Genomic DNA, 10,945 nt, shown 5'->3' with positions numbered 1-10,945 from the left:
TGCTCGTATTGCTCTTCTTGCTCACTACCTGCGACTGCTTCCTCCGGAACCTTCCGTCCCAGTATCAGGCTGTCCAGGTCAAAGGGGGAGCTTCAAAGTGACCATCGAAGAATCCAGGTTTCTTGGAAAGGACGCCTCTATGCCGGCCCCGAGAAAGTACCCGCCAGAATTGATTGAGCGGGCAGTCCAGATGGTCATTGAGATGAGGTCGACCAGCCCCGGACGCTCCGGCATCGTCCGACAGGTGGGGGAACTCATGGGGGTCCACTCAGAGGTACTTCGGCACTGGGTTAAAAAAGCCGATGCGGAAGCTGGTCGGAGTGCAGAAACTGCTACGAGTGTCCGAGTTCGTCAGCTTGAGAAGGAGAACGCTGATCTGCGTCGCCTTAACGGAATTCTTAAGGCGGCTGCCGTCCTGTTCGCAGCGGATCTCGAAACTAGACAATGAACGGCTGAATCGCTGGCTCCCAACGTTGTACATGAGCCCCGACGCGCCGTCGGTTAATTGCCTCCTGTGTCAGAAGCGCAGTAACTGAGCCGCTAACCTCGAACTTTCTTGAGGGTCCGCCGACGGAGTCGGCGGACCCTTTTGCTTTCCGGAGCTGATGCCGGGCAGGCCGGTGGCCCGGCTGTCGCGTCGGGTGGGCGCCGGGTTCCACTGCCCGGGGCGGGTGATGCTGTCGCAGGGACGGTGGGTTGCTGGTCAGCCGGGGTCGGGCAGGAGCGCGAGCCGTTCAAGGGCAGCGGTGATCTCGTCGGTCCAGGGCCAGTGCCGGGCGAGGCGGAGAATCCTGCGCCGACTGGTGGTGACGAGCTGGCGGGCTGCGGAGAACAGGCGGAACCGCAAGCGACGCGGTTCCCAGAGCCTCGCCCGGCCGGTCAGGGCGAGCATGGGCATCCAGGCCAGCAGGTCGAGCGCGATCTGGACGATCTCCATCCAGACCCGGTTCTGGGCGGTGTCGTGCAGGGGCAGGTTACGCAGGCAGGTGGCCCGGGCGGCCCGGATCCGGTCCTCGGCCCGGGCCCGCAGCCGGTGACGCAGCTCGAGCTCGGCGATCGGCCGGCCGGTGGTGTTGGTCGCGAAGCACGTGATCCGCATGCCGTCCGCGTCCGTGATCCTCAACTGGGCTCCGGGATCGGGCCGTTCCTTGCGGACGATCAGCCGCATGCCCTTGGGCCAGCCGTCCAGGAGCTTGCCGGTGAGCTCGGCGACCCAGGCCCCGTCCCGGATGTCGCCGTCCGCCTCGACGGCCGGCGTCCAGGCTGATGCCGGGACGTTCAGGACGTGCTGGTGGATCGCTTCGGTGATCATCATGCCGACCGAGTAGGACAGCCACCGGCCCCGCTTCGCGAGCCAGGCGACGAAGGCGTGGGTGCCGCCGGCGGAGTCGGTGCGGATCAGGGTCTGCCGTCCCCGCCGGTACTTCTTGGGGAGTTGAGCGAGGGCCTGGCGGGTGGCGGTGATGTGGTCGGCGGCGGTGTTCGAGCCCGCATTGCCCGGTCTGAGCAGGGCCGCGACGGGTTCCCCGGTTCCGCCCGGTCCGTGGTCGACGAAGGCCATCAGCGGGTGATGGCCCCAGGTCTTCTTCCAGGTCGCCGCCGCGTCCTCCTTGTCCGAGTGCGCGATCACCAGCACCCGTCCAGGTCGACGGTCGCCATCCCGCCCGCATCAGGCGCCATCTCGCCCGCCAACTGCCAGACATGTTCGCGGACTTCGGACCGGGCGGCGCGGACAGCTCTCAACGCCTTGTCGCCGCAGGCGGCGACGTGTCGACCAAGCGAGATACCGTCGGGTCGGAGGCCACCGGGCCGAAGACGGCCGGCTCGGCCCGCAGCATGGCGACATCGGCCAGGCAGTCTCCGCCCATCGCGACCGACAGCGCGAGGTCGAGGAGAATCTTCCCCGGATCGTGGACGGCCCGCTGCTTCCGCCAGGGCGCCAGCGCGGCGGATATCGCCCGGTCGAGACCGGTCTTGCGGATCGTCTCCACCAGCAGGACCGAACCTGCCTGCGAGACCACCTGCCGGCCGTCCCCCTGGACACGGACACGCGGGTAGGACGCGATAGTCTCTCTCACCTGGAAAGTGCTCTTTTCCTTGCAGCCAACAGGACCCTCAGCACGGTCCGGATGCCGGGCACCTCGGTGGTCCTCGAGGTGCCCTGCAGGGAGAAGCCCTCCGCCTTCAACAGCGTGGCCACCGTGTCCGAAGCGACCTGGTGCCCTTGGCGCGTCAGCTCGGCCGCCAGATTCCGGGTGGACTTCACCGTCCACAGCAGCGGAGATTCCGGGTCGCCGCGCTGGTCCGGCTCGACCAGCGCCAGCAACGCGGGCACCAGCCCCGGATCGGCCTCTCGCAAGGGCTTCCGACCCGCGCCCGGTGCCCGGACCCGGCCAGCTCCTCCGCGTGCTCCAGCTCCCGCTTCCCGCGCGACACCGTGGACTCGGCCACCCCCGCTCCGGCCACCATGCGGATCCCGCCGTGGCCCAGAACGCGGGCCGCGGCGCCCAGCGTCAGGTGCTGCTGGCGCTCATCGAGATGCGGCAGCAACAGCCCGAACGCATCCACCAGCTCTGCCTTCGTCCCCTCCGACACCCTCGCATCCTACGACCCAACAGCCTACGAAAACAGAAGAGTTATTGATCGGCAGGCCCCTGGGTGACGGGCTGCCAGCACGCATTGGCCTTCCTGAACGGTCGCAGCCGTCTTTACTCCTCGCGGATCCACGCGTCAGGTAGGTGTTGATGCGCAGGAGGAGCGGGTGCAGCGCAGAGCGGTAAAACGCCCCGCAGCAAATTGAGCCCGAGGAAGGTAAAGCCACGCCGCAGTTATGCCTTTCGGTCGGCCATGTGCTCCAGCACACGCTCCAAGTCTTCATACGCATAGGCCCAGTTGTGACACTTGAAACTGCGGAGATCCGTAATGGGCGCATCGCAACGGACGCAGAGCACATCCGGGATAGCCTGCGGCGCTTCCACGTTGACGAATTTCTGGTCGCCGAGGATGACGCGCGCAATCATCGCCCGGTCGTGCACCTTGTGGAGCGCCGATGAAACGATGTCGAGCCAGCTTACCTGCCGGCCGCAGGAGGCGCACTCCCTGGTGTCTCCGCTGACCCACAACGGTGCGTGAATGGTGTTCGAGGGCATGCCGAGGAGTTCCTCGAGCTCACGCACATCCTCGTCAGGGGTCACCCAGCGGTGGCGTCCGGGTAGGGACGCCGGCGAGTCGTAGACGGCCTGAAAGAGACCGTTGTCGACCGGAATGGTGTCGCGACGACCAGTCATCGCGGTCCTCCCCAGGAACTGTCGGACGGCCGCTGCTCCCCGGTCATGACGCTTTGCCGTCCTCGGGCTCGTGTTTGTAGAGCCAGAGGTAGGCTCGTCGCTCGTTCGGAACGACCATCGCGACGATGCAGATGGGACTGGCCCGCAGGCCCACCTGGTGGTTCGCGACCGTTGTCGTCACCGTCCAGTCAGGACCGACTTCCGCGATCTCTTCCGCGAGCACGCCGACCGGGTCGTGCAGGAATTCCTCGAACGGGTCGCTACCGGTCTTCCATTCCCGCCAGTACATGCTCCACGGCTCGTCTCGGATCTCCTGCGACACATCGTCGATCTTCGTCCAGAGCTTGGTGTCACGAACGCGCGTGGTCATTGCGGGGCCTCCTTAAGTGTGGGACTCGTAATGACGAGCAAACACGGGCCACCCCCGGCCCACAACCCGGCCTGAGCCAATCGGCTCAGCGGCGGGCCCGCGCAGTGCGCGCACCTCAGCTCCCCGGTTGCGGTCGGGTGATTGTGAATAGATCCTGAACAGGCACTCCGTAACAGGCACAAGCGAGGAGTCGGCCATGGAAAGAGACACATCGTCACCGGAGGCGGCGGCCGGGGCCGCCCTCGCGGAGGATCCGCCCTATTCCGAGGGATCGGTGTGGTCGGTGCAATTCATGCAGGCCAAGCCGGGACGGACGATCTCCTACCTGGCGTACTTGCGTTCCGAATGGAAGCCTCTTATGGAGGCAGCGAAGGAACAGGGCCTCATCCTCAGCTATCGGACCCTGATCGCGCCCCTCGCTCACGCGGGCGACTGGGATGTGATGCTCCTGATCGAACTGCCAAACATGGCCGCACTGGACGGCTACAACGAAAGACTTCGAGAACTGGGCGGTGGCCTGGCATCCAGAAGGAACAGGGACGGTTCTCAGCTCCATGAACCCATGGGGATGAAGCTCCTTCGCGAAGCGATTCTCGGATAGGGGAGATTGACATGGGTACGACCGAAGAACCACGCATGGTGAAGAAGCTGGACCTGAAACGGGAGGTGGTCGGAGATCTGACCGACCAGTTGCTGACGACGCAGGGGCATAGCCTGTGGACCTGCGACGAGACCGAAACCATGCACGAGGAAGACGGCGATGGACCTGATTCCCGTCCCGCGCGTCTCGTACGGTGATTTCCGGCCACCACGCCGGGGCGGCGAGCCAAGGATCGTCATCGACAGCGTTTCGGGACGGGTGGCGCCCCTGCTCTGGGATTCCGCGTATCTGAAGGCGGTGATCGGCGAACACGACGTGCCGGTCCGGGAGACCCACGGTCCCCCGAGCAACATCTTCCAGAATCTCGCCCGCGGCGGTTTCATCCCGTTCACCCGATACATGGACTGGGTCGTCGAGACAGCGGAAACACTGCGCGACATCACCGAAGGACACTCCACCGCCCGCGACATCACCCGCGCGATCCATGAGCTCCGCCTCGATCACTTCTATTACATGGACGCGAAGTTGGAGCAACTTCCGCGAGCCCTGCGGGAGGGCACACCCGTCCCGGACTGGTACCGGGCGGCGCCGGTCGACATCAACTTCTGGTGCGGTGCGCTGGGAACATCCTGCGGGCTGCACTGCGACGTGACTCCGAACTGTAATACGCAGATCATTGGCCGTAAGGAATTCGTGCTCTTTCCTCCGTCGCAGTCACAGCTCGTCTACCGTATCCCCGGCCATACCCACTGCCGGTTCGACCCCAACATCCCGGATTTCGAGCGATTCCCCTTGGCCCGACGCGCCACCGGGTGGCACTGCACTCTCCGCCCTGGTGAGTCGCTGTACATCCCGGTCGGCTGGTTCCACCAGGTCACCGTGGTCTCGGGCTGGGCGGTGAACGTGAACTTCTTCTGGCCCCGCCCCTTCCCTCAGGGACTCGCGCTGCCCGGCCTGTGGCGCTTCCTGCTGCGCCGTGGGCGGGCCAGGCTGCGTACCGCCCTGCGTCCGGCCCCGGGCGGTTCGACTCCGGCCGCTTCCCGTTGACGAGTGGTGGGCCATGCGACGAGCGCCATCGATCTGCGCCCCGGCGGACTTCTTCGTTCTCCGTACGCCTTACCTTCCCCTCGACGCGCTGCTCTCCCTGGGAAACGGACTGGAGGCGGCGGACTGTAGGGACCCTGCTCTCCTCGACGCGGCACTGCTGCGCGACCGCATCCGCGTGCGTGACCGCTTGCGCCGCCTCTGCGAGCGCCCTGACGTACAGGAGGCCCTGGCTGTCGCTTCGCCGTCCCTCTCGGAGAGCCTGGACCGGTGGAAACACGATGCGGACTCGAGGCGCGGGCAGAAGGTGGAACGGAGCTTGCTTCGTTACCTCTCGCGCATGGCTGGCCGTCCCACCCCGTTCGGTCTGTTCGCCGGCTGTTCGATCGGGTCGAGCGGAGGGGCGAGTGAACGCACCATTCTGCGGCTGGCTCCGGCGGAGCAGTACCGCCGCCACACCCGCCTCGACTGCCGCTACGTCGCCGCTCTGTGTGACGCTCTGCAGCGCGACCCGACGGTACGGCGGTATCTGAAGTACGTACCCAACTCAAGTCTGTACAGGGCGGGGAACGGCTTCCGCTACGCCGAGGCCCGCATGACGGACGGAGGCAAGACCTACGCATTGGCGGCGGTGGCCTCCCAGGAGTCGCTGGAGAGGGCTCTCGAACGGGCCGCTTGCGGCGCGCGGCCTATAGAACTGGCCGCAGCGGTCCGTGCGGGTGCCCCAGGCGCAACGCCAGGGGAAGCGCTCACATACGTCGCGGAATTGATTGACCATCAGGTACTGGTGCCCACTCTCCAGCCATCGGTGAGTGGTCCCGAACCGATGCAGGGCGTGCTCTCGTCGCTGGCGGAGCTCCACGACTGCCTCCCGGCCGGCCGTGCCGCCGCCGCGTTGGCCCTGGTCGCGGACGAGCTCCACGCGCTCGACCTCCAGCCGCCTGGAACGGATTCTTCCGCATACCGCCGGGTCATCGAGGCTCTTGGCGGACTTCCGGCTGAGGGCGAGCGCACCGGCCTGTTTCAGGTCAACCTGATGAAGCCAACCGTGTCGGCCACCCTGGGCAAAGAGGTGCTGGATGAGATCAGCCGGGGCGTGCAGCTCCTTCAACGGGTTTCCGGAAGGAGGCCGTCGAGCTCTCTCGACCTGTTCCGGGAAGCGTTCCGGCAACGCTACGGGCGCCGTGAGGTGCCACTGTGCGAAGCCCTGGACCCGGAGGCGGGCATCGGCTTCGCGGCCCCGAGCGCACGCGCCGCCACTGGCGCGGCGGCGGAGCCGCTCCTGGAGGGTCTTCCCTTCCCTACCGAGCAACGCGCGTCCGAGCCGTCGTTCGGGCGCCGCGACGCGCTCCTACTGCGGTGGCTCAGCTCGGCGCTGCGAACCGGGGCCGACGAGATCGCGCTCGGAGCCGAGGAGCTGAGAGCTCTGGCCGAATCGGAGGATTCGCCGCCACCCCTGCCCGACGCGTTCAGCGTGGTGGCTACAGTGCTCGCCGGCAGCGAGACAGCGGTGGCACAGGGCAGGTTCCGTGTGTTCCTCTCCAGTGTCGGCGGGCCGTCGGGAGCCAATCTGCTGGGGCGTTTCTGCCACGGCGAGGAGATGCTGCGGAAGCACGTGCTGGCTCATCTGCGGGCCGAGGAGGCGCTGCGGCCGGACGCGGTCTTCGCCGAGGTCGTTCACCTTCCCGAGGGTCGCATCGGCAATGTGCTGGCCCGGCCGCGGCTGCGCGACTACGAGATCCCCTACTTGGGCCGGTCCACCGCGCCCCCCGGCCGACGGATTCCGGTGACCGATCTGCTCGTCTCCCTGGCCGGCAATCGTGTTGTGCTGCGCTCGGCACGGCTGGGCCGTGAAGTCATTCCCCGTATGACGACGGCGCACGATCATCGCGGCGGCGGGAATCTGGGCCTGTACCAGTTCCTCTGCGCTGTTCAGACCCAGGGCCGGGCGGGTGGACTATCCTTCTCCTTCGGAAGCCTGGCGAACGCGCCTTTCCTCCCGAGGGTCACGGCCGGTCGCATCGTCCTCTCTCGGTCACGGTGGAACGTATCTGCGCAACAACTGGGTCACCTGGGCGAATCGCATGGCGGGCGCCTCTACACCGCGGTGCGGAGCCTGCGTGAGTCTCTGGGCCTGCCTCGCTGGATCGCCGTCGCGGATGGTGACAACCTCCTGCCCGTCGATCTCGAGAATGTGGTGTCCGTGGAGATGTTCGCGTCTCTGTTGAAGCACCGGACCCGTGTGACGCTGGTGGAGTTGTTCCACGGCCTGGACGATGTGTTCGTCTCTGGGCCCGAAGGACGGTTCGTGCATGAGCTGGTGCTCCCGTTCCTGCGATCGGAGATCCCCGCGCACACCCCATCGCCTCAACCACCACCGCCGACGCCGCCGCCCGTACTGCTTGTCCGCCCTGTACGCCGATGCTTCCATCCCGGCTCCGAATGGCTGAACGCCAAGATGTACACCGGTGCTGCCACGGCGGACACGGTGCTGCGGCGGATGGTCCGACCGCTGCTGCGCTGTTGCCTGGCCAACGGAGCCGTGGACGACTGGTTCTTCGTCCGCTATGCCGATCCCGACTGGCACATCCGGCTGCGCGTCCACGGAGAACCAACCCGTCTGCTGAACGAGGTGCTCCCCGCGCTGCATGATGCCATCACCCAGCCGCAGGCCGATGGCATCGTCCGGCGCCTGCAGATCGACAGCTATGACCGTGAAATCGAGCGCTACGGCGGCGCCACGGGCATCGTTCTCACGGAGCGGCTGTTCCGTGCGGACAGCGATGCCGCCCTCCACCTCGTGGAGGCCGTGCCGCACAATGACCGGTGGCGCATGGCCCTGCTTGGATTCGACCGGCTGTTGACCGATTTCGGCTTGGACCTGGCGGGCAAACGCGCCGTGGTGGGCGCCGCCCGCGCACGCCTGAGTGAGGAATTCAGGCTGGACGCCGGGCTGCGGCGCCGACTCGACGCTCGTTACAGGACCGAACGCGGCGGCTTGGCGGCGTTGCTGTTCTCAGGACGATCGCCGACAGCCGAAGACTCCGCGTTCGCCGCTCGCTCCGCCGCCTTTAGCCCTGTTGTCGCCGAACTGCGCGCCGAAGCGGGAGCCGGACGACTGACGCAGCCACTGCCCCTGCTGGCCGGGACGCTCATGCACATGCACGCGAACCGGGTCCTTCGCTCGGCCGCCCGTTCTCAGGAGCTGGTCCTCCACGACTTCCTGTGCCGGCTCTACGACTCTGCGCCTTTCCTCAGCCGTGGCGGAGGATCACGCCATCCACCCCCTGCCGGTAGACGGGCGTGAATCCCGCTCGCACGAACAGGTCCTCGAAACGGGGATGTGCATAGACGACATGGAACGGTCGCGGCGTACGCCTGAGCGACTCGAGAATGCGGTCGATCGCGACGCGCATGATGTCGGGCCCGAACGGGTTGAAGAAGAAGCCTACGGTGATGTCGTCAGGGACATGGAAGTCAACGACGTCCGCATGGCGCATGTCGACGGCAAGACCGGGCCGACGTCGGCGCCACCGGGCGATGTTCCCCTCCGCGATCGAGCAGAGCTCGGCAGACTTCTCGACCCCCACCACTACTGTGAAACCGTGTTGTGCCGCCAGGAACAGGGCCCGTCCCTTACCGGCGCCGAAATCCAGGAAACCGCCCTGGGTGACCTCCTGACCGAGGTGCGACAGGAGCTCCGTAAAAATGAGGGGATTCGTTCCTTCATGGTGAGTCGGCTCCACTCCCGTCACGGTCCGGTTCCTCAGGTCGAACCAGAGCTCACTCAGGCCGAGTCTCAGCCCACGGGAAATGCCTCTCCTCCGGCATGTTGCAGGAAGCGATCTGCCGATGAGAATCAGTTGGCCCAGTGACTCGCGGTACATTACGACCGATCAGTACCACGGGGCGGCATGAGGTATTCCAACCCGACGCGGAATCCGTCGTCCCGATGCTTGTGCAGCTGTTTCATGGCACGCCCCGGTTCGATCGCGCCTTCGGCCGGTACGGATTCGTCTGCGGCGGTCCTGCCCGGTGCCTGCGCCGCCGGGAGCGCGCGGTTGACCGTTTGCTGAGTCGGCGGCAACCCGCGGCCGGGCGGGCGTCTGACTGGTGTCGTCACCCACGGACCGGCGCCCATGTAGGCACGGTCGGCGAGGATCGGGACGGCCTGGCGCTCGCAGATCTGTGTAGGCGTGGGCGGTGCCGACGGAGATGCCGAAGCAGGCCGCGAGTTGGGCGAGGGTGTCGTGCCGGCGCAGGTACACCAGGCCGACCAGGGCACGCTGGTGCGGCGGGAGCTTGCAGCGACGGTCACCCTCACACCGCTGACCGCCTGGCCAGCCTTGCCGGAGTCGCTCCGGTCCCCGGGACTCGGGCAACATCAGCGGCAACCTGCACCGGCCCAGGCGCTATCACCGCGGGCTGCAACGCGTCTTCTACACCTCCGCGCTGATCAGCATCCGCAGCTGCGACCAGTCGCGTCGTTTCTACGAACGCAAGCGCGCCGAAGGCAAGCGGCACACCCAGGCGGTCCTCGCCCTGGCCCGGCGACGCGTGAACGTCCTGTGGGCTCTCATCCGTGACGGACAGTGCTACCAAAGCAACCTCCCCGTCACTGCTGCAGCTTGACAACCTCATTAGGAGGTGGATCGTCGAGCGTCTCTTCGCCCACCTGATGCCACGCAACTTGCAGCACAGGAAAAGGAGGCCGCGGGTGGAACCCGATGGCCCGCCCGAAGAAGGTGCCGCGTCGGTCACGCTGTCGTTGAGACCATGGGCGTCGTGTCGGTAGGTCGCCGTGCGGGTCGCGTCGCCGCCCGTGGTGTCCTGGGTGGACTCCGTCGGGAGCAAGCCGTCGGCGTCGACGTCCTCAAACCGGTGGTGGGGGGGGGGGGGGCCCCCCGGCGCCCCCCCCCCCCCCCCCCCGCCGCCCCGGGGCCGGCCCCGCGGGTGGCCCCCCCCCGGGCGCAGCGCATACAGGGCGGCTGGACCGGTGGGCCGCCGGGGGGGGCCGCCCCCCCCCCGCGGGGGGGGGGGCCGGGCGCCCCCCCCCCCCCCCCCCCCACGCCTGCCGTCCGGGCCTACCGGGGACCGGCCGGAGTGATGACCGCACTCGTGACGATCGTCATCGTGGCCGATGCTCCGGTTGGAGGGTAAGCGTCCACCTCGCCGCTGTGCGTGCCGCGGACCGACCACACGAATGCGACGTCGCCCTTCTCGTCCTCGACGCGCTGTTGCAGGGTGAACGTAGCATCCGGGAACGCGGCGCGGATCTTGGCGATGAGCTGGCGCGTTTCGCCGGGGCCAGTGGTTCGGTACCGCCGGGGCACGCTTTTCTTTCCTTCTGTTGCCATCACAGTTCTCCTGTCAGGAGTGCGGGCACCGCACCACCGGCCGGCGATGCGGTGTGCAGGGCGCGAAGCGCCGTTGCCGTGGTGAACAGCCGCCGCCAGTCCTCGACGACCACGTCGAGACCGACGATCGACTCCGTCCACGACGTCTGGTCCCAGGGGTGCGGCAGCTGCGGTCGCGGCACCCGAAGGATCGTGACGGCGGCCGTGGCAAAGTCCAGGTGTGTGGCCAGTCGAGTCCAGGCTGATGGCCACCGGAATTCCCGGTGGATGGCCGTCTGACCAGTGG

Annotated in this window: 10 protein-coding genes and 4 pseudogenes; 6 read left to right on the top strand and 8 right to left on the bottom strand. The window is 67.1% G+C overall.

Features of this window, described 5'->3' with window-relative positions:
- Positions 1-97: 97 nt before the first annotated feature.
- Positions 98-448 carry a transposase gene (locus ACFYR3_RS45130; RefSeq protein WP_389288197.1) on the top strand — a complete coding sequence of 117 codons (351 nt, stop codon included), beginning with the start codon at positions 98-100 and terminating at the stop codon, positions 446-448.
- Between the two features lie 255 nt (positions 449-703).
- On the opposite strand, the pseudogene ACFYR3_RS45125 reads toward ACFYR3_RS45130, so the two are convergent.
- The 4 genes and pseudogenes from ACFYR3_RS45125 to ACFYR3_RS45110 all read right to left on the bottom strand — a co-directional run bounded on the left by ACFYR3_RS45125 (position 704) and on the right by ACFYR3_RS45110 (position 3,657).
- A pseudogene (locus ACFYR3_RS45125) lies at positions 704-2,078 on the bottom strand (IS1380 family transposase).
- 42 nt (positions 2,079-2,120) lie between these two features.
- A pseudogene (locus tag ACFYR3_RS45120) lies at positions 2,121-2,568 on the bottom strand (ISAzo13 family transposase); the annotation flags it as partial.
- A gap of 260 nt (positions 2,569-2,828) precedes the next feature.
- Positions 2,829-3,287 (bottom strand): hypothetical protein, encoded by a 459-nt coding sequence (locus ACFYR3_RS45115; RefSeq protein ID WP_389288195.1) that lies wholly within the window; start codon positions 3,285-3,287, stop codon positions 2,829-2,831.
- Positions 3,288-3,330: 43 nt separating this feature from the next.
- A complete protein-coding gene (locus tag ACFYR3_RS45110; RefSeq protein ID WP_389288193.1) occupies positions 3,331-3,657 on the bottom strand; it encodes a hypothetical protein in 327 nt (108 codons plus the stop codon).
- A gap of 196 nt (positions 3,658-3,853) precedes the next feature.
- On the opposite strand from ACFYR3_RS45110, the gene ACFYR3_RS45105 reads away from it, so the two are divergent.
- Genes ACFYR3_RS45105 through ACFYR3_RS45090 form a run of 4 tightly spaced genes read left to right on the top strand, consistent with a single transcriptional unit; the run spans position 3,854 to position 8,609 of the window.
- Positions 3,854-4,258 carry a hypothetical protein gene (locus tag ACFYR3_RS45105; protein WP_389288191.1) on the top strand — a complete coding sequence of 135 codons (405 nt, stop codon included), beginning with the start codon at positions 3,854-3,856 and terminating at the stop codon, positions 4,256-4,258.
- An 11-nt stretch (positions 4,259-4,269) separates the two neighbouring features.
- Positions 4,270-4,455: a hypothetical protein gene (locus ACFYR3_RS45100; protein ID WP_389288189.1), complete on the top strand. Its 186-nt coding sequence runs from the start codon at positions 4,270-4,272 to the stop codon at positions 4,453-4,455.
- Positions 4,418-5,305 (top strand): cupin-like domain-containing protein, encoded by an 888-nt coding sequence (locus ACFYR3_RS45095; RefSeq protein ID WP_389288187.1) that lies wholly within the window; start codon positions 4,418-4,420, stop codon positions 5,303-5,305. Before ACFYR3_RS45100 ends, ACFYR3_RS45095 begins: the two co-directional genes overlap by 38 nt.
- A 13-nt stretch (positions 5,306-5,318) precedes the next feature.
- On the top strand, positions 5,319-8,609 hold the full coding sequence (locus ACFYR3_RS45090) for a lantibiotic dehydratase (RefSeq protein ID WP_389288185.1): 3,291 nt from the start codon (positions 5,319-5,321) through the stop codon (positions 8,607-8,609).
- Here the strand turns inward: ACFYR3_RS45090 and ACFYR3_RS45085 are convergent.
- Both ACFYR3_RS45085 and ACFYR3_RS45080 read right to left on the bottom strand, forming a co-directional pair.
- Entirely contained in the window at positions 8,557-9,057 is a 501-nt protein-coding gene (locus tag ACFYR3_RS45085; protein WP_389288183.1) for a class I SAM-dependent methyltransferase, read from the bottom strand. The two genes, ACFYR3_RS45090 and ACFYR3_RS45085, sit on opposite strands and share 53 nt — an antisense overlap.
- A gap of 278 nt (positions 9,058-9,335) precedes the next feature.
- Positions 9,336-9,624: pseudogene (locus ACFYR3_RS45080) on the bottom strand (transposase family protein); the annotation flags it as partial.
- 2 nt (positions 9,625-9,626) lie between these two features.
- Between ACFYR3_RS45080 and ACFYR3_RS45075 the strand changes: the two are divergent.
- Positions 9,627-9,934 (top strand): annotated as a pseudogene (locus tag ACFYR3_RS45075) (transposase); the annotation flags it as partial.
- Positions 9,935-10,386: 452 nt separating this feature from the next.
- Here ACFYR3_RS45075 and ACFYR3_RS45070 read toward each other — a convergent pair.
- On the bottom strand, positions 10,387-10,659 hold the full coding sequence (locus ACFYR3_RS45070; RefSeq protein WP_389288181.1) for an ester cyclase: 273 nt from the start codon (positions 10,657-10,659) through the stop codon (positions 10,387-10,389).
- Positions 10,659-10,841, bottom strand: coding sequence for a hypothetical protein (locus ACFYR3_RS45065; protein ID WP_389288179.1), 183 nt, complete (start codon positions 10,839-10,841; stop codon positions 10,659-10,661). The genes ACFYR3_RS45070 and ACFYR3_RS45065 overlap by 1 nt, the downstream gene beginning before the upstream one ends.
- Between the last annotated feature and the right edge of the window lie 104 nt (positions 10,842-10,945).

It is taken from the genome of Streptomyces sp. NPDC005784 (assembly GCF_042871525.1).
In the GTDB taxonomy this organism is placed as follows: domain Bacteria; phylum Actinomycetota; class Actinomycetes; order Streptomycetales; family Streptomycetaceae; genus Streptomyces.
The sequence above is the reverse complement of the archived record's forward strand: the minus strand, read 5'-3'. Positions and strand labels throughout refer to the sequence as shown.